Raw genomic sequence first — 23,251 nt, 5'->3', positions numbered from 1 at the left:
TCCCCATGAAGATTCGCTTCTCTGCCGCCCTCGTGGCTGCGCTGGCCGCCACCGCCGCCACGGCCCAGACCAAATGGGACCTGCCGTCCGGCTACGGCGCCAACACCTACCAGGTGCAGAACCTGCAGCAGTTCGCCGACGACGTGGACAAGGCCACCGCCGGCAAGCTCAAGATCGCGGTGCACCCCAACGCCTCGCTGTTCAAGGCCAACGAGATCAAGCGCGCCGTGCAGTCGGCGCAAACCCCGATCGGCGAATTCATCCTCTCCAGCGCCGCCAACGAAGCGCCGGTGTTCGGGCTCGATTCGGTCCCCTTCCTGGCCACCAGCTATGCCGAAGCCAGGCGCCTGCACGAGGTGTCGCAGCCCTACCTGACCAAGACGCTCGCGGCGCAAGGCCTGAAGCTGCTGTACGCCGTGCCGTGGCCGCCGCAGGGCCTGTACTCCATCAAGCCGGTGGCCTCGACCAAGGACTTGAAGGGCACCAAGATGCGCGCCTACAACCCGGCCACTTCGGCCATCGCGCAGTCGGTCGGCGCGCAGCCGGTCACGATCCAGCTGGCCGAGCTCAGCGCGGCGCTGGCCACCGGCGGCGTCGACAACTTCCTGACTTCGAGTGCCAGCGGCGTGGACAGCAAGCTCTACGAGCAGGCCAAGTACTTCTACGACGTCAACGCCTGGCTGCCGCGCAACGCGGTGGTGGTGAACCAGAAGGCCTTCGACACGCTCGACAAGGCCACGCAGGACGCCGTGCTCAAGCAGGCCGCCGCCGCCGAGCAGCGCGGCTGGCGCATCAGCGAGGAAAAGGACGGCGAGTACATCAAGCAGCTGGCCGCCAAGGGCATGAAGATCGACGCCACCAGCGAAGTCCTCAAGCAGGAACTCAAGCTCGTCGGCACGCGCATGACCGAGGACTGGCTGCGCGTCGCCGGCGCCGATGGCAAGGCCATCGTGGACGCCTACAAGAAGTAAATCCCCCCACCGGAGACATCCATGCAAACACCGGCACCGAGTGCCACGGTGGAGGGAGCGGCGCGCCTGCCTTCCGACATCGGCACCTTCCCTGCGGCCAGCGCCACCGCGCTGCGCCGCCTGCTCGACGGCCTCTTTCTCGGTGCCGGCATCCTCGGCGCCGGCTGCGTGGCGCTGATCTGCCTGCTGATGGTGGTGCAGAGCCTGGGGCGCCAGTTCGACGTCGCCACCGGCGCCATCACCGACGTGGTGGCCTGGCTGTGCGCAGCAGCCGCCTTCCTGACCATGGCGCATGCCTTCAAGCACGGCGACTTCGTGCGCGTGACGCTGCTGCTGGAAAAGCTCGGACCCGGTGCACGCCGCGTGCTGGAGCTGCTCTCGCTGGGCATCGCGACGCTGGCCACCGCCTACCTGGCCTGGTGGGCCTGCAGGTTCACCTACGAGAGCTGGGCCTTCAACGAAGTGGCGCAAGGCCTGCTGCCGCTGCCGATCTGGATTCCGCAGCTGAGCTTTGCGCTGGGCGCGCTGCTGCTGGTGCTCGCAGTCGTCGACGAATTCGTCATCGTGCTGCGCGGCGGCGTCCCGACCTTTGTGCGACTGGTCGAGGAACGCCATGCGCAGGGCGACTTCTCTTCCGACCTTTGACCTGAGGCCCGAATCATGGACATCCTGATGGTCGGCGGCGTTCTGCTGCTGTTGATGCTGACGCTGCTCTCGGGCGGCGTGTGGATTGCGATGACGCTGGCCATCTGCGGCTGGGTCGGGCAGGCCTTCTTCACCTCGACCCAGCCGGGCCTGAACCTGTTCTCGGCCTTCTGGGAAAGCAACGCGAGCTGGGAGCTCGCCGCGCTGCCGCTCTTCATCTGGATGGGCGAGATCCTGTTTCGCACCAAGCTCAGCGAGGAGATGTTCGAGGGCCTGGCGCCCTGGCTCGGCCGCGTGCCGGGCCGGCTGATGCACACCACCATTCTGGGCTGCGGCATCTTCGGCTCGGTCTCGGGCTCCTCGGCCGCGACCTGCGCGACCATCGCCAAGGTGGCGCTGCCCGAGCTCAAGAAGCGCGGCTACGACGAGAAGATGGCGCTGGGCTCGCTGGCCACGGCCGGCACGCTGGGCATCCTGATCCCGCCCTCGATCACCATGGTGGTCTACGCGGTGGCGGCCGACGCCTCGATCATCCGCGTCTTCCTGGCCGGCTTCCTGCCGGGCTTCCTGTTAATGCTGCTGTTCTCGGGCTACATCATGTGGTGGGCGCTGCGCAACCCGAAGCGCATGCCGCCGGCCGAGCCCGCCATCGGCTTCATCGAGAAGCTGCGCCGCTCGCGCAACCTGATTCCCTGCGGCGCGCTGATCGTCTTCATCTGCTGGGCGCTGGTGGCCGGCTGGGCGACGGCCACCGAATGCGCGGCCTATGGCGTGGTCGGCGCGCTGGCGCTGGCCCTGTGGAGTCGGTCGCTCACCTGGCGCAACTTCGGCGAAGGCCTGATGGGCGCGGCCCGCACCAGCTGCATGATCATGTTCATCCTGGCCGGCGCCGCCTTCCTGACCAAGACCATGGCCTTCACCGGCATCCCGCGCGAGCTGGCGCTGTGGGTCGAAGCCATGCACCTGTCGCCCACGGCGCTGATCGCGGCGCTGGTGGTGGTGTACCTGGTGCTTGGCACCGCGCTCGACGGCATCAGCATGATCGTGCTCACGGCCGCCGTGGTGCTGCCCATGGTGCAGAAGGCCGGCTTCGACCTCGTCTGGTTCGGCATCTTCGTGGTGCTCTTGGTCGAGATCGCCGAGGTCACGCCGCCGGTGGGCTTCAACCTGTTCGTGCTGCAGAACATGACCGGCAAGGACAGCAACCTGATCGCCAAGGCCGCGATTCCTTTCTTCTTCTGCCTGGTGGTGTGCATCGCGCTCATCACGCTGTTCCCGGGCATCGTCACCTGGCTGCCCGACTACGTGATGGGCGTGGCGAAGTGATCGATCGCAGAACCCTTTGCGGCATGGCCTGCGCGAGCCTGCTGCCGGCGGCCCGCGCGCAGACCGTCTGGAAACTGGCCACCGGCTATCGGGCCGAGTCCTTCCATGGCGAGAACCTGCAGCAGTTTGCCGCCGACGCGGCGGCTGGCCCGGGCGGGCTGAGGATCGAACTGCACCCGAACAACAGCCTGTTCAAACTGAACGAGATCGCGCCGGCCGTGCGCGCGGGCAAGCTGGAAGCCGGCGAGACCATCATGGCGAGCCTGGTCAAGGACATGCCTGTCGCCGGCGCCGATGCGGTGCCCTTCATCGTGCGCAGCTATGCCGATGCCCGCCGCATGTGGCGCCACCAGCGGCCGGTGATCGAGGCTAAGTTCGCGGCAGCGGGGCTCAAGGTCCTCTACGCGGTGGCCTGGCCGCCGCAGGGACTCTATACGCAGAAGCCAATCGCCCGCGCGGCCGACCTGCGCGGCGGCAGGATGCGCACCTACAACCGCACCACCGAGCGCATCGCCGAGCTGATGGGCGCCAGTGCCGTCGACGTCCCCATGGTCGAGGTCGGCAAGGCGCTCGCCGACGGCCGCATCGACAGCATGATCACCTCGGCCGTGACCGGCGTGGAGAACCGGGTCTGGGACCACGTCAGGCACTACTACGAGATCAATGCCTGGTTCCCCAAGAACATCGTGTTCGCCGGCGAGACTGCCTTCAAGGCGCTGCCGGCACCCGCGCAGCGCAGCCTGATGAACGCCGCCGAGGCCGCCGAAGCACGCGGCTGGGCTGCCAGCGAAAGGGCCGCCGTCACCTCGGTCGATGAACTTCGCCGGCGCGGCTTGAAGGTCGAGCCCATCCCGCCGGATCTGCTCACCGACGTCAAGCGCCTGGGCGAGCGCTTCTCGCTCGAATGGGTGCGCGAGGTCGGCGCCGACGCCAACTACATCTTCGTTCCCTACTTCACCCAGCAATGAACAAGCAAGCACACTCCCTCTGGCAGTTCTGGATCGACCGCGGCGGCACCTTCACCGACCTGGTGGGCCGCGCGCCCGACGGCACGCTGCACACCCTCAAGATGCTCTCGGAAAACCCCGAGCACTACCGCGATGCGGCCGTCGAAGGCATCCGCCGCCTGCTCGGCCTGAAAGCCGGCGAGCTGATCACCCCCGGACGCGTCGAGTGCGTGAAGATGGGCACCACGGTCGCCACCAACGCGCTGCTGGAGCGCAAGGGCGACCGCACGGTGCTGGTCACCACGCGCGGCTTTCGCGATGCGCTGCGCATCGCCACCCAGGCGCGCCCGCGCCTGTTCGACCGCCACATCGTGCTGCCCGAGCTGCTGTACGAGCGCGTGATCGAGGCGAAGGAGCGCATCGGCGCCCAGGGCGACGTGGTCCAGGCGCTCGACGAAGCGGCCCTGCGCGCCTCGCTGCAGGCCGCCTTCGACGCCGGCATCCGCGCCTGCGCCATCGTCTTCATGCATGGCTGGCGCTACACCGCGCACGAGCTCGCGGCCGAGCGGATCGCACGCGCCATCGGCTTCACCCAGGTCTCGGCATCGCACAAGACCAGCCCGTTGATGAAGCTGGTGCCGCGCGGCGACACCACGGTGGTCGATGCCTACCTCTCGCCCATCCTGCGCCGCTATGTCGACCAGGTGGCGGCGCAGATGCCGGGCGTGCGCCTGTTCTTCATGCAGAGCTCGGGCGGCCTCACGCAGGCGCAGCGCTTCCAGGGCAAGGACGCCATTCTTTCCGGCCCGGCCGGCGGCATCGTCGGCATGGTGCGCACGGCTGTGCAGGCCGGACACGAGAAGGTGATCGGCTTCGACATGGGCGGCACCTCGACCGATGTGTCTCACTACGCGGGCGAGTTCGAACGCGCCTTCGAAACCCAGGTGGCCGGCGTGCGCATGCGCGCGCCGATGATGAGCATCCACACCGTGGCGGCCGGCGGCGGCTCGGTGATCCGCTTCGACGGCGCGCGCCTGCGTGTCGGCCCCGAATCGGCCGGCGCCAACCCCGGCCCCGCGAGCTACCGGCGCGGCGGGCCGCTCGCCACCACCGATGCGAACGTGCTGCTCGGCAAGATCCAGCCGGCCTGGTTCCCCAAGGTGTTCGGCCCCGCGGCCGACGAGGCGCTGGATCGCGAGGCGGCGAGGCAGCGCTTCGAAGCCATGGCACAAGAGATGAGCGACGCCACCGGCCGCAGCGTGAGCGCCGAGGACGTGGCCAGCGGCGCCTTGCAGATCGCGGTGGCGAGCATGGCAAACGCGATCAAGCGCATCTCGGTGGCGCGCGGCTACGACGTCACGCATTACACGCTGCAGTGCTTCGGCGGAGCCGGCGGCCAGCATGCCTGCCTGGTGGCCGACGCGCTGGGCATGCGCACCGTGTACGCGCATCCGTTCGCCGGCGTGCTGTCGGCCTACGGCATGGGCCTGGCCGACCAGATCGCGATGCGCGAGGCGGCGGTGGAGCGCCAGCTCGACGCCGCGGGTCTCGCAGCGGCGGCCGAGGCCGCCGGGCGCCTGCGTGCCGCGGCCGAAGACGAGCTGGCAGCGCAGGGCGTCGGCCGCGCCGGCATCGAAAGCTTCCATCGCGTGCAGGTGCGCTACGAGGGCACCGACACCGCGCTGCCTTGCACGCTGCCGTTGAGCATGACACCCGACGAAGCGGTCGCCGCGATCAGCGACGAGTTCGCGCAGGCCTACCGCCAGCGCTTCGCCTTCCTGATGCCGGATCGGGCGCTGGTGATCGAAGCCGTCTCGGTCGAGGCCGTGGGCGCCGGCGAACGCAGCGTATCGGCGCCGCAGGCCGATCCGGCCGAGGGCCATCGGCCCGAGCCGGCCAGCCACGTCTCGATGTACTGCCAGGCCGACGAGCAGCCGGCCGGCTGGCGCCAGGCGGCCCTCCATGTGGGCGAGTCGCTGGCCCCCGGCGCACGCATCGACGGCCCCGCGATCCTGGCTGGCAAGAACGCCACCACCGTGGTCGAACCGGGCTGGCAGGCGCGCGTCACCGCGCTTGGCGTCGAGCTGAAGCGCATCAAGCCGCGCGTATCGGCCCACGCCGTAGGCACCGAGGCCGACCCGGTGATGCTGGAGGTGTTCAACAACCTGTTCATGAACATCGCCGAGCAGATGGGTCTCCGGCTGTCGAACACGGCCTACTCGGTCAACATCAAGGAGCGGCTCGACTTCTCGTGCGCGCTGTTCGACGCCACCGGCAACCTGATCGCCAATGCGCCGCACATGCCGGTGCACCTGGGCTCAATGAGCGAATCGATCAAGACCGTGATCGACGGCAACCCCGGCATGCGTGCGGGCGACGTGTATGTGCTCAACGATCCCTACCACGGCGGCACGCATTTGCCCGACATCACGATCGTCACGCCGGTGTATCTGGAGCAGCAAGACGCCAGGCCGTCCTTCTTTGTCGCCTCGCGCGGGCACCATGCCGACATCGGCGGCATCACGCCCGGCTCGATGCCGCCGTTCTCGACCACCATCGCCGACGAAGGCGTGCTGATCGACAACTTCAAGCTGGTCGACCAGGGCCTGCTGCGCGAGGAAGAACTGCGCGCGCTGCTGGCCGGCGGCGCCCATCCCTCGCGCAACATCGAGCAGAACCTGGCCGACCTGCGGGCCCAGATCGCCGCCAACGAAAAAGGCGTGCAGGAACTCGGGGCGATGGTCGCGCAGTACGGCCGCGCCACGGTGGCCGCCTACATGCAGCATGTGCAGGACAACGCCGAGGAGTCGGTGCGCCGCGTGATCACCGCGCTGTCCGACGGCGAGTTCACGCTGCCGCTGGACAACGGCGCGCAGATCCGGGTGCGCGTGCATGTGAACACCACCGCGCGCAGCGCGACGGTCGACTTCAGCGGCACCAGCGCGCAGCTCTCCAACAACTTCAACGCGCCCAGGTCGATCACCATGGCTGCCGTGCTCTACGTGTTTCGCACGCTGGTGGATGACGACATTCCGCTCAACGCCGGCTGCCTGAAGCCGATCCACGTGGTGGTGCCCGAAGGCTGCATGCTCAACCCGACGCCGCCGGCCGCCGTGGTGGCCGGCAACGTGGAGACCTCGAGCTGCGTGACCAACGCGCTGTACGGCGCGCTGGGCGTGATGGCGGCCAGCCAGTGCACGATGAACAACTTCACCTTCGGCAACGCGCAGCACCAGTACTACGAAACCATCTCGGGCGGTTCGGGCGCCGGCTCGGGCTTCGACGGCACCAGCGTCGTGCAGACCCACATGACCAATTCGCGCCTGACCGATCCCGAGGTGCTGGAATTCCGCTACCCGGTGCGGCTCGACAGTTACGAGATCCGCGCGCGCTCGGGCGGCGCCGGCCGCTGGCGCGGCGGCGACGGCGGCGTGCGCAGGATCCGCTTCCTGGAGCCGATGACCGCATCGATACTCAGCAACGGCCGCGACCACGGCGCCTTCGGCATGGCCGGCGGCCAGCCGGGTGCCGTCGGCATCAACCGAGTCGAGCGCGCCGACGGGCGCATCGAAGCGCTGGGCCACAGCGCGCAGGTCGAGATGGCGGTGAACGACGTGTTCGTGATCGAAACGCCGGCAGGCGGCGGCTATGGCACGGCCTAGACGGGTTCGCGGCGCGCGCTGGTGTGGCCGTTCAGCAGCGCCGGCACTTCGCTGCGTCCGATGCCGAGGTCGAGCAGCTCGTGCTCGCTCATGGCCGCGAGCTGCAGCGCCTGGTGGCGCTCGCGGCGCTTGGTCAGCGCACGCGCGAACCAGTCGATAAAGGCTTGCAGCGGTTCCTTTGCGGGCAGATTCATCCTGAGTTCCATCGCGTCTCTCCTTGAGATGCAGCGATGGTGCAACGCCGCGTGCTATTGTGGAAGTTGAGATTTCTGAAGCTACTAATCAGGATTCCTGATGCGACAGCTGAACCTGGACCAACTCCGCACCCTGGTATCGATCGCCGACCTGGGCACCTTCTCCGCCGCCGCGCAGGCGCTGCACCTCGCGCAGCCGACGGTGAGCCTGCACATCAGCGAGCTCGAATCGCGGCTCGGCGCGCCGCTGGTGGTGCGCGGCAGCCGGCGCGTGACGCCCACCGCGGCCGGCGCGGCGCTGGTGGAGCGGGCGCGACGCCTGTTGCGCGATGCCGACGAGGCGGTCGATGCGGTGCGGCGCCAGGCCGAAGGGCGCGTGGGCCGCGTGCGCCTGGGCACCTCGACCGGCGTGGTGGTCGACCTGCTGCCGCAGGTGCTCGAAGCGCTGGAGGAGCATCACGCGGGCATCGACGTCGAGGTCAGCATCCTCGGTTCGAACGAGGCGATGTCGCGGCTGGCGGCCGGCACGCTCGACATCGGCCTGGTCGCGATGCCGCAGCCGCCGCTGCGCGACCTGGTGGTCACGCACTGGCGCAGCCAGGCCATGATGGCTTTCGTGCCGCAGCGCTGGAAGGCGCCGAAACGGGCCACGCCGCAGTGGCTGGCCGCGCAGCCCTTGATCTTCAACGACGCCACCACCCACATGTATCGGCTCACGATGGAATGGTTCGCCGCCGCCGGCCACTCGCCGCGCGCCCGCATCGAGCTCAACTACGACGCGGCGATCCGAAGCCTGGTGGCCGCCGGCTACGGCGCCGCGCTGCTGCCGCTGCAGCAGACCACGGATGCGCCGCTCAACGAGCGCATGCAGGTCCTGCCGCTTTCCCCGCGCCTGGTGCGCCGGCTCGGCATCGCGCACCGGCCGCGCGCCACGCTCGACGGCGCCACCGAGAGCGTGCTTGAAATCCTCGCGCGCTTCGGGCAGGCCTAGGCCGTGGCGGCGTGGTGCTCCAGCCGGGCGCGGTCCAGCAGCTCGATGCTGCGGTAGCCCACGCGCAGCGTCCCGTCCTCTTCCCACAGCTTCAGTTGCCGGTTCACGCTCTGGCGCGAAACACCGAGCATGAAGGCGAGGTCTTCCTGCGACACGGCGAGCAGGGTACTGCCGGCGCGCGCATCCAGCGTCAACAGCCGATGCGCGAGCCGGACCGGCAGCGGCATCAGGATCGCGTCGTCGATCCAGGCCAGGGCCTGTCGCAGGCGCAGGCACACCAGCCGCGTGAACGCCATGTGCACGTCCGGACGCGTCGCGATCAGGTGATGGAAGTCGCTCGCGGCCACCACCGCCATCTCGGTGGCGTCGACAGCGCAGGTGTCGTACACGCGCTCGCGTCCGACCAGGAGCGATACTTCGCCGAACCAGTGGCCGGGCTCGAGCATCGAGATCACTGCCTCGCGCCCGCCGGAGGCGACCACGCTCACGCGCAGCGAACCGCTCACCACGCCGAACAAGGCATCGGGCGAGGAGCCCTTGTGGAAAAGCGAATCGCCGCGTGCCAGCGTCCGGCGATGGGCCACGGCGAGCAGGGTTTGCTGAATGTCTTCGGGCAGGCGCATGTCGTCTGCGCCTTGGCCGGGCGGGGGCGTCGAGTCTGGCATTGCGGGTTTCTCCGGAGAAGCAACTGCCAACAAAGGACAGTCTGCGCGCAGACGCCTGCCGATAGTACCCACGATGAACAACCCCACACCACTCCAAGCGCTGCGCGAGCGACTCGTGCTCGACCATTTCGCCGACGAAACCCGGCAGGACTTCGATGCCGTGCTCGGCACCTTCCCGCATCCGCACTACGAACTCATCGCCAGCGGCGAGGTGCACGACGGCATCGACAAGGTGCGTGCGTACTACGCCGAGACGCGCAAGGCCTTTCCGGATCAGCGCCACGAGATCATCCGGCTGCGCCACGCCGACGATTCGGTGGTCGTCGAGTTCTGGCTGCTGGGCACCCATCGCGGGCCGCTCAAGGGCCTGCCGCCGACGGGCAATGCCTTCCGCTGCCGGATGGTCGCGTTCTTCATCTTCGAGGGCGAGCGGCTGGTGTGCGAGCGCGTCTACTACGACACGCTCAGCATGCTCCGGCAGCTGCTGGTCGGCATGCCGAGTACGGCGCTGCCGGGTTTGATCGGAGCGCTGCTCGGCCAGCCCCGGGCCGAGGCGGCGACTGGGGCGGCGCTGGCCTGATCGTGCCATGAACGCAATCGATCTCAAGGAGCGCCATGCCGTCGTCACCGGCGGCGCGCGCGGCATCGGGCTGGCCATTGCACGTCGTTACCTGGAGGCCGGCGCGAGCGTCGCGCTGTGGGACCTCGAAGCCGGCGCACTCGCCGAGGCCCGTGAGCTGCTGGCGCCGCTCGGGCGGGTGCACACTGCGGTGGTCGACGTGCGGCAGGAGGCGCAGATCGAACAGGCCGCGCAAGAGGCGCACGAGGCCTTCGGCGACGTGCACATCCTGGTCAACAACGCGGGCGTGCTCGGCCCGGTGGCGCCGAGCTGGGACTACACGCCGGCGCAATGGCGCGAGGTGCTGGACATCAATCTCACGGGCGCGTACCTCTGTTGCCGTGCGCTGGTGCCCCCCATGCGGGCCGCGCGCAGCCGCGAGCCAAAGCGGGACCCGGGCGCACCGGCGAGGCAGCGCGTGATCAACATCGCCTCGGTGGCCGGCAAGGAGGGCAATGCCTTCAATGCCGCCTACTCGGCATCCAAGGCCGGGCTGATCGCCTTCACCAAATCGCTGGCCAAGGAGCTCGCCGGCGACGGCGTGCTGCTCAACTGCATCACGCCGGCCTCGGCCGACACCGCGATCTTTGCCGGCGTTGCGCCCGAGCACCGCGAAGAGATGCGCCGCGTACTGCTGGCGCGTGTACCGATGGCACGCTTCGTCGAAGTCGACGAGGTCGCCGCCATGGCCTGCTGGCTCGCTTCGGCCGACTGCTCCTTCAGCACCGGCGCCGTGTTCGACATTTCGGGCGGGCGCTCGGTCTACTGAGCGGCACCCGGATCAAGAAAAGAGGAGACAAGCCATGATCCGCGATCCCCATCGGATCGGCCTGCTGCCGATCACCGACTTCGACGGCGCCCGCAGCGCGCCGATGCCGCAGGACCGGCTGCGTGCGCTGCGCCATCGCGGCGCACAGTTCCGCGAGCGCTTTCTCGACGAAGCGCCGGTGCGTTGCGCGCGCAGCGTCGACCTGCTGCGCATCCCGTATCCGGCCTGGTACGCCTTCAGCGGCGTGTATGCGCAGCAGCTGCTGAAGCCGCACATGGTCCACCTGCTGTCGCGCACCGTGTTGATCCAGTTCGAGGACTTCGAAGGCCAGCTTCGCACGCTGCTCTTCACGCCGGCCGACTTCGAGGCTGGCGGCGAGACACCCTATTTCAAGCGGCTGAGCGAGCAGACGCCGAAATTCCTGCACAGCACCATCGCACCGATCTATTCGACCGTGCCGCAGGCCCTGGCGAACATGGGCGTGGCGCCGGCGCAGATCGACTACATCAGCTATGACCACCTGCACACGCAGGACCTGAGGCGTTGGCTCGGCACCGGCACGACGCCGGGCCTCATGCCCAACGCGAAGCTGCTGGTGCATCGGCAGGAGCTTGCGAGCGTGCAGGGCTTGCTGCCCGTGCAGGCCGACTGGTACTGCCCGCACGGGCTGGACGGCATTCCGGCCGAACGCATCCTCGGCTTCGAGGGCAGCGTGCAACTCGGCCGCGGCGTGGCGCTGGTGCATACGCCCGGCCATACCGAAGGCAACCATTCGCTGGTGTACCGCACGCCCGACGGCATCCGCGTGAGCAGCGAGAACGGCGTGTCGGCCGACAGCTGGGCGCCCGAGCATTCGCGCCACAACGGCATTCGCCGCTACGCTCTTGCTACGGGCGCGGAAGCGATCCTCAACGGCAACACGCAGGAAGGCAGCAACGACCAGTACCTCTCGATGGTGCTCGAGAAGACCATCGCCGGCGCCTCGGCCACGCACGAGTTCAGCAACGTCGTGCCGTCGAGCGAGTGCACGCCGCACTGGCTGTTCCCGGGGGCGCCCGCGAGCCACCTGTGGGGCGAGACCGCCTTCGGCACGCCGGTGGCGGCCCGAGACGCGCGCACGAAACACGACAACGAAGGAGAAACCCGATGAACACCGCAACCCTCGCCGGCTCCCTCACCGGCGCCCCGCACGAAATGGCGGCGCGCGCCGACGACGCGCTCTTTCGCAAGATCACCTGGCGGCTGATCCCGCTGTTGTTCGCGTGCTATGTCCTCAACTACCTGGATCGCACCAACGTCGGCTACGCGCAGTTGCAGATGAAGGACCAGCTGGGCTTCAGCGATGCGATCTTCGGGCTCGGCGCCGGCATCTTCTTCGTCGGCTACGCGCTGTTCGAGATCCCGAGCAACCTGATGCTGGCGCGCATCGGCGTGCGCGCGACGCTGCTGCGCATCATGGCGCTGTGGGGGCTGACTTCGGCCGCGATGATGTTCGTCAGCACGCCCACGCAGTTCTACGTGCTGCGCTTCCTGATCGGCGTGTTCGAGGCCGGCTTCGCGCCCGGCGTGCTGTTCTACCTGACGCTCTGGTACCCCTCGCGCCGCCGCGCACAGGTCACGGCGCTGTTCTTCATGGCCTATGGCGCCGCGCCCATCGTCGCGGGGCCGATCGCCGGGCTCACGATGACCTATCTCGACGGCGCTCTCTCGCTCAGGGGCTGGCAATGGCTGTTCCTGCTGGAGGGCCTGCCGAGCGTGCTGCTGGGCATCGCGGCCTTCTTCTGGCTTTCCAACAGCCCCGCCGATGCGCCCTGGCTCAGCGGCGCCGAAAAGCTGCGCGTGCTGCGCACGCTGGAGGAAGACCAGGCCGCGCAAGGCCCGGCCGGGCGCCAGACCATCGGCAGCGCGCTGCGCGACGCGCGCGTGTGGCTGCTGGGCTTCATGTCCTTCCTGATCATCCTGGGCAGCTACGCGCTGGCGTTCTGGCAGCCGACGATGATGAAGGCCATGGGCCTCAGCGTGCTGCAGATCGGCTTCTATTCCATCGTGCCTGCGGTGGTCGGCATCGCGTCAAGCATCCTGGTCGGCCGCCATTCCGACCGCACGCGCGAGCGACGCTGGCACTTTGCGGTGGCGGCAGTCGTCGGCGCGCTCGGCTTGTCGCTCACCACGCTGTTCATGCACAACCCGCCGGCCGCGGTGGCCTGCCTGGCGCTGGCCGCGGCGGGCATCGGCAGCGCCTTCATCATCCTGTGGGCGGTGCCCGGATCCTTCCTGTCGAAGAACGCTGCCGCCACCGGCATCGCGCTGATCAGCACCGTGGGCGGGAGCGCGGGCATGGTGGCGCCGATGATGGTCGGTGTGATCAAGACCGCGACCGGCGGCTTCGGCTTGAGCCTCTACATCCTGAGCGGCGCGCTCGTGCTGTCGGCGCTGTTGATGCTGCTGGCGCTGCCGAGGAGCGCGCTGCCGCAGGCTCAGCGCGGTTTCTGAAAGTCGCCTTCGATCCACGCCGCCGCGCTGTCGGCATTGAGCTTGAAGCCCGGGGCCACGCGCACCTCACCCAGCTGCGCGCCGAGTTCGTCGTGCGCGCGGAGCACGGCATGCGGGTTGTCCTCATCCGGCACGATCTGCAGCGAGACGCGGATGCGCTCCGACCCCGCGCCGACGCTCACGCTCTTGTTGAGCTGCGCATGCAGCTGCTGCTCGTGCCGGCGCAGCACCTCGGCAGCCGTCTTGACCAGCGTGTGGAAGGCCGGCGCATCGAGCGGCTTGGGATTCTTCTTGTCGCGGCCCATGGTCCAGGGCCCGACCAGCGCTGGTTCGGGGTCGCCGTGGCGCGTCATCGAAACGGCCCAGCCGTCGTCGTCTTCGTTCTTGATCACGCGGGCGGTCCAGCGCTCGTCGCTCCAGAGGGTGGCTTCTTGAATGAGGGTGGTCTGTTCTGTCATGGGGGTGGGTCAGAAGATGGAAAGGCCGGTGCGCGCAACGAAGAGTTCGAGCGCCTTCATGCCCAGCAGCGAATTGCCCGTGGCATCGAGCGCGGGCGACCAGACGCACAGCGTGAGCTGGTCGGGCACCACCGCGACGATGCCGCCGCCGACGCCGCTCTTGCAGGGCAGGCCGATCGAGAAGGCCACGTCGCCGGCGGCGTCGTAGGTGCCGCAGGTCAGCATCAGTGCGTTGATGCGCCGCGCATGGCGCTCGGTCGTGATCTCCGGCTCGCCGTCGCGCGGGTGGGCGCCGTCGCGGCACAGGAAGCCGGCGGCGCGCGCCAGTTGCACGCAGCTCATGCGGATCGCGCACTGGTGGAAGTACATGTCGAGCACGGCCTCGACGCCGTTGTCGAGCTTGCCGAAGCTCTTCATGAAATTCGCGAGCGCGTAGTTGCGGTAGCCCGTCGCGGCCTCGGAGGCTGCCACCTCGGCATCGAAGCCGATGGGCTCGCCGCACAGGTTGCGCATGAGTTCGAGGATGTCGGCCTTGGCATCGCCCTGGCTCACGAGCCGGTCGGCCACCGCGATGGCGCCGGCATTGATGAAGGGATTGCGCGGTCTGCCCTGCTCATGCTCGAGCTGCACCAGCGAGTTGAATGGATTGCCCGAAGGCTCGCGGCCGATGCGCTCCCACAGCGCGTCGCCCATGCGCCGCATCGCGAGCGTGAGCGTGAAGAGCTTGGAGATGCTCTGGATCGAGAAGGGCGTCGCAGCATCGCCGGCAGATGCCTCCTGTCCTTGGCAGGTTCGCAGCGCGATGCCGAACTGCTGCGCCGGCACGCGCGCGAGCGCGGGGATGTAGCTGGCGACCGTGCCGCCGGCGCCCAGCAGGGGGCGGATCTGCGCGTTGATCTCGTCGAGGATGGGTTGGAAGTTCATGAGCGTGGGCGTGACGCATTCATTTCGGTGGATTCTGCAGTCGCTTCCACGGAATGACCGGCCAGTCGCTGCGCATCTGGGCCGTCTCGCCGCCATAGACAACACTGCCGCCTTCCAGCGCATCCGGAAATAGCGCAGAAAACCCCGACAGCCCCCTGAAGTAGTCGGAGTTGACCGTGGCGCCGGCCTTGATCTCGACCGCGCGGAATCGACGTCCGGATGGCAGCAGCAGATCGACTTCGTTGCCGGTGGCGTCGCGGTAGAAATACATCTCCGCCGTCTCGCCGCGGTTGAAACGCGATTTCAACGCCTCGATGACCACGAAGTTCTCGAACAGGCTGCCGAACAGCGGATCGCGCGCGACCTGTTCCGGCGTACGCAGGCCGAGCAGCCAGCACGCCAGCCCCACATCGTGGAAGTAGAGCTTGGGACTCTTGACCAGACGCTTCGATGTGTTGGTGAACCAGGGCGGCAGGACGTGCACGATGTAGCTGGTCTGAAGCAGGTCCAGCCAGGCTCGCGCAGTCGCGTGCGAGACGCCGGCATCGTTGCCCAGGCTCGTCAGGTTCACGAGCTGGCCGATGCGACCTGCGCACAGGCGCACGAAGCGCTCGAAGCGTTGCAGGTCGTGCACTGCAGCCAGCTGGCGCAGATCGCGTTCCACGTAGGTGGCAAAGTAGTCGCCGAGGGCCTGCGAAGGATCCAGGCCGCGGTCGTGGATGCGCGGATAGAAGCCCGTAAGCAGGGTCTGTGGAAGTTCGGGAACGGGATGGATCTGTGCGACTTCCGCGAGCGAAAACGGCAGCAGGCGCAGCACGGCCGTTCGGCCCGCCAGCGACTGGCTTACGTGCGACATCAGTTCGAATTGCTGGCTGCCGGTCAGGATGAAACGGCCCGGCGACGTATCCTCGTCGACCAGCGATTGCAGATAGGACGGCAGTTGCGACGCGCGCTGGATCTCGTCGACGATGGCGCCGGCTTCGATGCCCTTCAGGAAGCCGCGCGGATCTTCGTGCGCAAAGCGGCGGGTGTCAGGGTCTTCCAGCGTGACATAGCGCTTGCCGGCGAACAGCTCGCGGCACAACGTGGTCTTGCCGCTTTGCCGTGGACCCGTGAGAGTGAGCACCGGGTACTGCTGTGCCAGGCGTGCGGCCAATGGGGCGATGTCGCGCGGGATCATGCCCCGATTCTAGGCAGGTCGTGCAAATTGAAGAAATTTTCTTCAGTTTGCACGACCCATTGATTCAGGCTTTTCCTTCACGCCCGCGCGTCGGTTCACCAGCAAGATACCCAGGGCCACGCCTGCCAGCGCCAGCACCAGCTGCAACGTCAGCGGCTCCTTGAGCAGTACCACGCCGAACACCAGCGCGAACAGGGGCGTGAGAAAGGTGAAGGAGGAGATGCGCGTCGCCGGATAGTGCCGGAGCATCCACATCCAGGCCAGGTAGCTCGCGAAGGCGCCGATCGCGGTCTGCAGGAAGATCGAGAACCAGGCGTAGGTGGAGTATGAGAAGCCCCACCGCTCGCCGAGCGCGAGCGACAGCAGCGGCGAGACCGCCGCGGTGACCGCGATCTGATAGAAGAGCGTCTTCTCGGCGCTGGCGGTGGCGAGCCGGGTGGTGCGGATCGCGAGCGTCGTCAGCCCCCACAGCACGCCGGCCGCGAGCGCGAGCGCATCGCCGAACAACTGGCCCGAGCTGCTGTGGCCGAAGCTCTCGCTGAAGGCCAGCACCACGCCGGCGAAGGCGATCGCAAGCCCGATCCATTGCATGCCGCGCAGCCGCTCGGCCGGCACGAAGCGCGGCAGCAGCAATGCCACCACGAAGGGCGAGGTATAGAGAAACACCGTGAGCCGCGAGGCGGTGGTGTGCTGCAGCCCTATGTAGATGCAGGTGAACTCACCCGCGAACAACAAGCCCGCGAGCAGGCCGCCGGCGAGCGTGCCGTCGCGCTCGAACAGCGGCACGCGGCGCCACAGGCACCACAGCCAGAGCAGCACCACCGCGCCCACCATGCGGATCGATGCCTGCCACAGAGGAGGCACCTCGGTCACGGTGGTCTTGATCAGGATCTGCTGCAGTCCCCAGAAAGCGCAGCAGGCGAGCAGCAGGGTGGTGGCACGGGTGTCAAGGTGGTGTCTTCTTTCAATCATTCTTTTCTTCTGGGACTTGTCTCTGTTCTGGGTGGGGCAAGCGCATACGAGGGCTTGCCGTGCGTGCCGATCATCAGGTCGTCGACGACGAGCTCGACATCGGGCACGGCGCGCGCCGCCTGCGTCAGCCGCTGCGCCAGCGCGCGCGATGGCACGCAGCCTTGCAGATAGACCCAGCGCCGCTGCACCACGGCCCAGACGCTCGCGCGCTTCACGCCGGGCACTGCGCCGAGCGCGGCCTGCACCTTGGGTGCCAGAACCTTGTCGTAGCGGTAGGCGTTGCTGTCGCTGCACTTGCCTTCGAGCCAGCAGCTGGTGCCGCGCTCCAGCCGCGCATGCATCTGGCTGCGGCGCTCTTCGGCGGTGTAGAGCGGGCCTTCGGGCACGGGGCAGCCGTGTGCACCCGACGACACCTGGAAGAAGGGATCGTCGAACCAGTTTTTCTTCTCGGAGCTGGCGATGGCTGCTGCGCAGGCCATGGCGAGCAGTGCCACCGGCGCGGCGCGGCGCAGGCGTAAAGGCATGCGCCGATCGTAGCCCGCCTGCGCGATTCCTTCAGGCGGCAGCCGGGGGACGTTGCTGCGCGCGGTGCAGGTCGGTCGTGGGATGCACGCGCTGGATCGGCGCGCGCTGGACATCGCGGCGCGCAATGGCGGCCACTTCGCTCATCAGCGCGCGCGCATCCCAGGCTGGCGGCCAGCCCTTCCACAGGCGCAGCGCGCCGTTGACGAACACCGCCTCGATCTGGTCGCGGTTCGCGAAGCGCACCAGCTCCCATGTCAGGTCCCAGCTCGGCACGAACTCCGGCACGTCGAGGTCCAGCAGCAGGAAATCGGCGGCCAGGCCGCAGGCGATGCGGCCGGTGACACTGCCCAGGCCCGCGGCCTCGGCACCGCGGTGCGTGGCGTGATCGAGCCAGAGCCAGCCGCCACCGCAGGAGGAGTCGCCGTTGGCCAGGCCGTGCGTCAGGCGCTGGGTGGCCTCGGCCGCGTCCATCAGCCGAAAGCCGTCGGCGCGCGTGCCGTCGGTGCCGAGGCCGAAGGGCACGCCCAGCATGGCCAGCAGGCCGGCATCGAGCACCGCGTTGCCTTTCCATTGGCTGGCCACCGGGTTGTAGGCGACGGCGGCGCCGCTGTCGCGCAAGAGGCCCATTTCACGCGGCGTCAGCAGCGTGGCATGCGCGAGCAGGGCCGAGGCGTTGAGCGCGCCGCAGGCATGCAGCAGTTCGAGCGGACGCTGGCCGCGCGCGACCAGCGAGCGTTCGACGGCAGCCAGGTGTTCGTTCACATGGGTCTGGAAGCGGCGCCCGCTTTCCTGCGTGAGGGCCGCCACGTCGTGCAGCATGCGATCGGTCGCGGCCTCCGGGATCGAGATCGCGAGCGAGGGATGCACCAGCGGGTCGTGTTCGAGCCGGGCCAGGAAGGTCGCGGCCGCGTCGAGGATGCACCGGGTGCCGGCCTCGTCGCCTTCGAGGCCCGCGTCGTTGCAGATCATGCCGAGCACGCAGCGGATGCCGGTGTCGCGTGCCGCGCTCGCCACGGCATCCAGGCCGGCCTCCGACCGGGTGCCCGCATCGACCACCGTCGTGAAGCCGCCGCGCAGCGACTCAAGCGCCGAGAGCTTGGCGGCGAGGTAGGCCGCTTCGGCACCGAGCATGGATTCCATCGGCACCCAGATGCGGCGGAAGATCTCTGAGGGTTCGCCGAAGGCGAGCGCCTTGCCGAAGGACTGGGTCAGGTGCGTGTGGGTGTCGACCAGGCCCGGCATCAGGAGCCGCTGGGGCAATGCGATCGGCGCCAGGCCCGGATGCGCCGCGCTCACCTCGGCCAGCCGGCCCACCTGCGCGAAGCGGCCGTCGCGCACCAGCACGGCCATGTCCTGCTGCGGGCCCTCGGGCAGCATCAGCCATTCGGGGGCCAGCAACAAGTCCTTGCGTGTATCGAGTTGGTCAGGAGACAGCATGGTCGCTCCGTTGAAAGTTTCAGGCCAGCAGCAGCCAGGCGAACCAGGCCCCCACGGCCAGCAGCAGCAGGGACACCATGCGCTGCATCTGCCGCACGTCGAGCAGGGCCGCGGCGCGCTGCCCCGCGATCGAGCCCGCCAGCATCAACACGCCGCAAAGCAGCGCAAGTGAAAGATCGAGCCGGCCTTCGATCGCATGCACCGTGCTGCTCGCCAGCGCCACTGGCAACTGGATGGCCTGCGCCGCGACCACCGCGAAGGCGAGCGGCTGGCGCAGCAGCATCAGGAGCGGGATCACCAGCACCGGCCCGCCGGTGCCGGTGAGTGCGGAGCCGAGCCCCACCAGCGCACCCAGCGCGAGCAGGGCCGTGGTGCCGAGAGGCGCCGCGGATGCGGGCGCCGGGTTCGATGCCGCCATCAAGCCGCGCCAGCCCGCGAAAAGCACCAACGCCGTCACGCCGGACATGAGGAGGCCGGCCGGCAGCCAGCGCAGCATCAGCGCCCCGGCGGCGGCACCCGCGAGCGCGCCAGCGAGCAGCGGCACGCAGCGCGCGGCCAGGGCGCGCTCCCGGCGCAGCGGGCCGAGCGCGACCAGTGCGGGCAGCGCGAAGCCCAGCGATGCCGCGGCGATCGCCTGCGGCAGCGGCACCGCGCCCAGCTGGGTCAGCACCGGCACCAGCAGCACGCCCCCGATGCCGCTGGCGCCGATCAGCGCGCCGGCCAAGAGCACGGCCGGCAGCACGATCCAGGCGCTGGTCATCGTCATCAGCATCGGGACACTCTCGTTACTCGGCCTTGATGCCGGCGGTCTGGACCACGCCGGCGATGGTCTTGCGTTCCTTGGCCAGGTAGTCGGCGAAGGCCGGTCCGGCGATCAGCTGCGGTTTGACCGCGACGTCGCCGAGCTTGCGCGCGATCTCCGGGTCCTTGAGGGTGGCGTCGAGCGCGCTCACCCAGGCCGCGATCACGGCGGGTGGGGTGCCGGCCGGGGCCAGCACGCCGAGCCACGAATCCATCTCCAGGCCCTTGAGCTCCGGCGTCTCGGCCAGCGCCGGGATCGCCGGCGCACTGGGCGAGCGGGCCAGCGAGGTGACGCCGAAGGCCTTCACCTTGCCGTCCTTGATGAAAGGCTGCGCCAGCGTGAGCGGCAGCACCGCCAGATCGACCTGGCCGCCGGCCACGTCGGTCAGCACCTGCGGCCCGGACTTGTAGGGCACGTGCACGATGTCGATGCCGGCGCGCTGCTTGAACATCTCGGCCGTGACGTGCAGCGAGGTGCCGACGCCGTCGGTGCCGAAGTTGAGCTTGCCCGGCTGCGCCTTCGCGAGCTGGATGAGTTCGCCCGCGGTGCGCGCGGGCAGCGCCGTCTTGCCGATCAGCACGAAGGGCGAGGTGCCCACCGTCGCGATCGGCACGAAATCCTTGAAGGTGTCGTAGCGCACGGCCGAGGGTGCGACCAGCGGCGCGACGTTGAGCGGGCTGGCCACCGCGAACAGCAGCGTGTAGCCGTCGGCCGGCGAGCGCGCGGCCTTCTGGGTGCCGATGGTGCCGGCCGCGCCGGCCACGTTCTCGATCACCACCGGCTGCTTGAGCAGCTCGCCGAGCTTGGCAGTCAAGAGGCGCGCCGTGGCGTCGACGCCGCCGCCGGCCGAGAACGGCACAATCAGCGAGATCGGTTTGGCGGGGTAGCCCTGGGCCTGGGCGGCGCCGAGGCTGGCGCCGAGCGCGAGCGCGGCGGCGGAACGGAAGAAGGCGCGGGTTGCAAACATGGTCGTTTCCTCGGTCGATGGAATGAACGGAAAAAAAGCACCCAGACAGTGCGAGATACTACTTGTTATGACATGTCATAACAAGCCATGCAAACCCTATGCCAAATCAAATCCCAGGGTGACGAATGTCTGAACTTCCGCAATCGCTGCATGCGCAGCTTCGCGACGCGCTGCGTGCGCGCATCCTCGACGGCCAGCTCGCGCCGGGGGCCAAGCTGCCTTCCGAATCGGAATTGACCGCCGAGCACGGCGTGAGCCGCATCACCGTGCGGCAGGCCCTGGGTGCGCTGCAGGCCGAGGGCCTGATCGTCAAGCTGCACGGAAAAGGTGCCTTCGTATCCCACCCGAAGGCGGCGCAGAGCCTGAACCGCCTGCAGGGCCTCAACGAGGCGCTGGCGCTGGAGCAGCACGCGGTCAGCAGCAAGCGGCTCGCGTGGCGCGAAGTGAAGGCGCCGGCTGCCGTGGCGCGCCAGCTGCAGCTCACTGCCGGCGAGACCGTGTACCACCTGCAGACGCTGCGCTACCTCGACCGCGAGCCGCTCTCGGTCAACAACTCCTACCTGCCGCGCTTCCTGGGCGAGCGGCTGGCGCGCGTGGACTTCTCGCAGCGCGACCTGATCGAGATCTTCGAGCACGAAGGCGGCCTGGAGATCGGTGAGGCGCAGCTGGAGATCGGCGCCGGGCTGGCGCGGCCGCAAGAAGCGAAGCTGCTGCAGCTCGCGCCCGGCTCGCCGGTGCTGCAGGTCGAGCGGCTGGTGCACGCGGCCGGCGGCGGGCCGGTGCACGTGGAGATCGCGGTCTACCGCGCCGACACCTTCCGCTACAAGCTCAGCCTGCGGCGCTGAGCGCTGCCTGCGCTACAGCGGATGCTCGGTGTAGAAGCGCCCGCCGTGAAACAGCAGCGGCGAGGCGCCCGGGTTGTGGGTGCAGCGTTCGACCTCGCCGACGAAGATCACGTGATCGCCTTCGTCGTAGCGGCTGCGGTTGAAGCACTCGAAGCTCGCAGCCGCGCCCACCAGCACCGGCGCACCGCCCACGCCCTCGCTGAAGGCGACATCGGCCCAGCGGTCGACGTCCTTGGTCGCAAAACGTTCGGCCAGCTCCTTCTGGCTGGCGGCGAGGATGTTGATCGCGTAGTGCGAGCCGGTGCTGAGCGCCGCCATCGAGGCCGCGCCGCGCGCCAGGCTCCACAGCACCAGCGGCGGGGCCAGCGACACCGAGTTGAAGGAGTTGGCCGTCAGGCCGACGAGGCTGCCGTCGGCGGCGCGCGCCGTGACGATGGTCACGCCGGTCGCGAACATGCCGAGCGCCTCGCGGAATTCGTCGGACGTGAAGGAAGGCGGTTGCGCCTGGGCGGGAGCGGTCACGGGGAAGCGGGGAAGTGAAAGCCTATTCTGGCCGATCGCCTCGGATGGCGCTGTCGCAAGCTTTCAGCCGAAGAACCAGTAGCCGACGGCGATGGCGCCGACCACGCCGGCCAGTTCCGCCAGCAGCGCACACCCCACCGCATGCCGCGCGCGCTGGATGCCCACGGCCCCGAAGTACACGGCCAGCACGTAGAAGGTGGTCTCGGTGCTGCCCTGGATGGTGGCCGCGACCCGCGCCGCGAAGCTGTCGACGCCCTGGCTCTGCATGGTCTCGATCAGCATCGCGCGCGCCGCGCTGCCGGAGAAGGGCTTGACCAGCGCCGTGGGCAGCGCATCGACGAAGCGTGCGTCCCAGCCCGTCAGCCCTACCAGCCAGCGGATGCCGGCGAGCACCATGTCGAGCGCGCCCGAGGCCCTGAGCACACCGACCGCGCACAGCATCGCGACCAGGTAGGGCAACAGGTTCTTCGCGACGTCGAAGCCTTCCTTGGCGCCCTCGATGAAACACTCGTAGACCTTCACGCGCCGCAGCGCGCCGGCCAGCAGGAAAGCGAGCACGATTCCGAACAGCGTGAGGTTGCCGAGCAGCGAGGACAGCGAAGCCAGGGCAGCCGATGAAAGCGTTGCCAGCAGCGCCATGAAGCCGCCGAGCAGCAGCGCGCCCGGCAGCAGGTAGGCCAGCACCACCGGATCCCACAGCCTGAGGCGCTGCACGAAGGCCACCGAGAGCAGCCCGACCAGCGTGGAAGCGCTGGTCGCGATCAGGATCGGCAGGAACACCAGCGTCGGATCGGCCGCGCCCTGCTGCGCGCGGTACATGAATATCGTGACGGGCAAGAGCGTCAGCGAGGAGGCGTTGAGCACCAGGAACAGGATCTGCGCGTTGCTTGCCGTGGTCGCGCTCGGATTGAGCGTCTGCAGTTCGCGCATCGCCTTCAGGCCGATCGGCGTGGCCGCGTTGTCCAGGCCCAACGCATTGGCCGCGAAGTTCATCGTGATGAGGCCCAGCGCCGGGTGGCCCGCGGGCACCTCGGGCATGAGGTGCCGGAACAGCGGCCCCAGCATGCGCGCGAGCCCGGCCACCAGCCCGGCTGCCTCGGCGATGCGCAGGAAGCCCAGCCACAGCGTGAGCGTGCCGAACAGCAGCACCATCACTTCGACCGACAGCTTGGCCATCGCGAACAGGCTTTCGACCAGGGCGGCGAACACCGCGGCGTCGCCGCCGACGAGCCAGCGCACAAGCGCAGCCAGCGCTGCCGTCAGAAAGAAACCGAGCCACAGGCCGTTGAGCACGCGTATCCCTTGTTGAATGCGCGCCGATCATAGGGGGCGGTGCA

23 protein-coding genes are annotated in these 23,251 nt (G+C 68.7%); 11 read left to right on the top strand and 12 right to left on the bottom strand.

From position 1 onward, the window contains the following. The first annotated feature begins 5 nt into the window (after positions 1 to 5). The 5 genes from BLS74_RS08370 (at position 6) to BLS74_RS08350 (ending at position 7,551) form a co-directional block, all read left to right on the top strand. On the top strand, positions 6 to 971 hold the full coding sequence (locus BLS74_RS08370) for a TRAP transporter substrate-binding protein (protein WP_093104433.1): 966 nt from the start codon (positions 6 to 8) through the stop codon (positions 969 to 971). A gap of 111 nt (positions 972 to 1,082) precedes the next feature. Further along, complete coding sequence (locus BLS74_RS08365) at positions 1,083 to 1,616, top strand: TRAP transporter small permease (RefSeq protein WP_093104691.1); 534 nt, start codon at positions 1,083 to 1,085, stop codon at positions 1,614 to 1,616. Positions 1,617 to 1,631: 15 nt separating this feature from the next. Beyond that, positions 1,632 to 2,942 carry a TRAP transporter large permease gene (locus BLS74_RS08360; protein WP_170855542.1) on the top strand — a complete coding sequence of 437 codons (1,311 nt, stop codon included), beginning with the start codon at positions 1,632 to 1,634 and terminating at the stop codon, positions 2,940 to 2,942. Further along, entirely contained in the window at positions 2,939 to 3,910 is a 972-nt protein-coding gene (locus BLS74_RS08355; protein WP_244503797.1) for a TRAP transporter substrate-binding protein, read from the top strand. The genes BLS74_RS08360 and BLS74_RS08355 overlap by 4 nt, the downstream gene beginning before the upstream one ends. Next, positions 3,907 to 7,551 carry a hydantoinase B/oxoprolinase family protein gene (locus tag BLS74_RS08350; protein WP_093104430.1) on the top strand — a complete coding sequence of 1,215 codons (3,645 nt, stop codon included), beginning with the start codon at positions 3,907 to 3,909 and terminating at the stop codon, positions 7,549 to 7,551. Before BLS74_RS08355 ends, BLS74_RS08350 begins: the two co-directional genes overlap by 4 nt. Here the strand turns inward: BLS74_RS08350 and BLS74_RS08345 are convergent. Continuing rightward, entirely contained in the window at positions 7,548 to 7,757 is a 210-nt protein-coding gene (locus BLS74_RS08345) for a YjiS-like domain-containing protein (RefSeq protein WP_093104428.1), read from the bottom strand. The genes BLS74_RS08350 and BLS74_RS08345 overlap by 4 nt on opposite strands. A gap of 88 nt (positions 7,758 to 7,845) precedes the next feature. Here BLS74_RS08345 and BLS74_RS08340 point away from each other — a divergent pair, with 88 nt between their 5' ends. Then, a complete protein-coding gene (locus BLS74_RS08340) occupies positions 7,846 to 8,736 on the top strand; it encodes a LysR family transcriptional regulator (RefSeq protein ID WP_093104427.1) in 891 nt (296 codons plus the stop codon). Here the strand turns inward: BLS74_RS08340 and BLS74_RS08335 are convergent. After that, positions 8,733 to 9,359 (bottom strand): Crp/Fnr family transcriptional regulator, encoded by a 627-nt coding sequence (locus tag BLS74_RS08335; RefSeq protein ID WP_244503796.1) that lies wholly within the window; start codon positions 9,357 to 9,359, stop codon positions 8,733 to 8,735. The two genes, BLS74_RS08340 and BLS74_RS08335, sit on opposite strands and share 4 nt — an antisense overlap. 115 nt (positions 9,360 to 9,474) lie before the next feature. Between BLS74_RS08335 and BLS74_RS08330 the strand changes: the two genes are divergently transcribed. Genes BLS74_RS08330 through BLS74_RS08315 form a run of 4 tightly spaced genes read left to right on the top strand, consistent with a single transcriptional unit; the run spans position 9,475 to position 13,282 of the window. Continuing rightward, positions 9,475 to 9,981, top strand: coding sequence for an ester cyclase (locus BLS74_RS08330; protein ID WP_093104424.1), 507 nt, complete (start codon positions 9,475 to 9,477; stop codon positions 9,979 to 9,981). Between the two features lie 7 nt (positions 9,982 to 9,988). Further along, on the top strand, positions 9,989 to 10,789 hold the full coding sequence (locus tag BLS74_RS08325; protein ID WP_093104422.1) for an SDR family NAD(P)-dependent oxidoreductase: 801 nt from the start codon (positions 9,989 to 9,991) through the stop codon (positions 10,787 to 10,789). A gap of 34 nt (positions 10,790 to 10,823) precedes the next feature. Continuing rightward, positions 10,824 to 11,939: an MBL fold metallo-hydrolase gene (locus BLS74_RS08320; protein ID WP_093104421.1), complete on the top strand. Its 1,116-nt coding sequence runs from the start codon at positions 10,824 to 10,826 to the stop codon at positions 11,937 to 11,939. Continuing rightward, positions 11,936 to 13,282 (top strand): MFS transporter, encoded by a 1,347-nt coding sequence (locus tag BLS74_RS08315; RefSeq protein ID WP_093104419.1) that lies wholly within the window; start codon positions 11,936 to 11,938, stop codon positions 13,280 to 13,282. The genes BLS74_RS08320 and BLS74_RS08315 overlap by 4 nt, the downstream gene beginning before the upstream one ends. Here the strand turns inward: BLS74_RS08315 and BLS74_RS08310 are convergent. Genes BLS74_RS08310 through BLS74_RS08275 form a run of 8 tightly spaced genes read right to left on the bottom strand, consistent with a single transcriptional unit; the run spans position 13,267 to position 20,547 of the window. Then, the gene (locus tag BLS74_RS08310) at positions 13,267 to 13,740 is read right to left on the bottom strand and encodes a hypothetical protein (RefSeq protein WP_093104418.1); all 474 of its coding nucleotides are present in this window, start codon (positions 13,738 to 13,740) and stop codon (positions 13,267 to 13,269) included. The genes BLS74_RS08315 and BLS74_RS08310 overlap by 16 nt on opposite strands. Before the next feature lie 9 nt (positions 13,741 to 13,749). Continuing rightward, complete coding sequence (locus tag BLS74_RS08305) at positions 13,750 to 14,664, bottom strand: glutaminase (protein ID WP_093104416.1); 915 nt, start codon at positions 14,662 to 14,664, stop codon at positions 13,750 to 13,752. Between the two features lie 19 nt (positions 14,665 to 14,683). After that, a complete protein-coding gene (locus tag BLS74_RS08300; protein ID WP_093104414.1) occupies positions 14,684 to 15,844 on the bottom strand; it encodes an ATP-binding protein in 1,161 nt (386 codons plus the stop codon). Positions 15,845 to 15,886: 42 nt separating this feature from the next. Further along, positions 15,887 to 16,816 (bottom strand): DMT family transporter, encoded by a 930-nt coding sequence (locus BLS74_RS08295; protein ID WP_093104413.1) that lies wholly within the window; start codon positions 16,814 to 16,816, stop codon positions 15,887 to 15,889. Then, positions 16,813 to 17,340, bottom strand: coding sequence for a BON domain-containing protein (locus BLS74_RS08290; protein WP_093104411.1), 528 nt, complete (start codon positions 17,338 to 17,340; stop codon positions 16,813 to 16,815). The genes BLS74_RS08295 and BLS74_RS08290 overlap by 4 nt, the downstream gene beginning before the upstream one ends. Before the next feature lie 31 nt (positions 17,341 to 17,371). Next, a complete protein-coding gene (locus tag BLS74_RS08285; RefSeq protein WP_093104410.1) occupies positions 17,372 to 18,778 on the bottom strand; it encodes an amidohydrolase family protein in 1,407 nt (468 codons plus the stop codon). A 19-nt stretch (positions 18,779 to 18,797) separates the two neighbouring features. Then, entirely contained in the window at positions 18,798 to 19,550 is a 753-nt protein-coding gene (locus tag BLS74_RS08280) for a sulfite exporter TauE/SafE family protein (protein WP_244503795.1), read from the bottom strand. 13 nt (positions 19,551 to 19,563) lie between these two features. Next, positions 19,564 to 20,547 (bottom strand): Bug family tripartite tricarboxylate transporter substrate binding protein, encoded by a 984-nt coding sequence (locus BLS74_RS08275; protein ID WP_093104408.1) that lies wholly within the window; start codon positions 20,545 to 20,547, stop codon positions 19,564 to 19,566. Positions 20,548 to 20,672: 125 nt separating this feature from the next. Between BLS74_RS08275 and BLS74_RS08270 the strand changes: the two genes are divergently transcribed. Then, positions 20,673 to 21,392 carry a GntR family transcriptional regulator gene (locus BLS74_RS08270; RefSeq protein WP_093104406.1) on the top strand — a complete coding sequence of 240 codons (720 nt, stop codon included), beginning with the start codon at positions 20,673 to 20,675 and terminating at the stop codon, positions 21,390 to 21,392. 12 nt (positions 21,393 to 21,404) lie between these two features. Here the strand turns inward: BLS74_RS08270 and BLS74_RS08265 are convergent, their stop codons facing one another. Both BLS74_RS08265 and BLS74_RS08260 read right to left on the bottom strand, forming a co-directional pair. Continuing rightward, positions 21,405 to 21,914, bottom strand: a complete 510-nt coding sequence (locus BLS74_RS08265) for a flavin reductase family protein (protein WP_093104405.1) — start codon at positions 21,912 to 21,914, stop codon at positions 21,405 to 21,407. Between the two features lie 63 nt (positions 21,915 to 21,977). Next, a complete protein-coding gene (locus BLS74_RS08260; protein WP_093104403.1) occupies positions 21,978 to 23,207 on the bottom strand; it encodes a nucleoside recognition domain-containing protein in 1,230 nt (409 codons plus the stop codon). Positions 23,208 to 23,251: the final 44 nt, after the last annotated feature.

This window comes from Variovorax sp. CF079, from assembly GCF_900101545.1.
Lineage (GTDB): Bacteria > Pseudomonadota > Gammaproteobacteria > Burkholderiales > Burkholderiaceae_C > Variovorax.
Note: the sequence above shows the minus strand (reverse complement) of the source record. Positions and strands in the feature narration are given on the sequence as shown.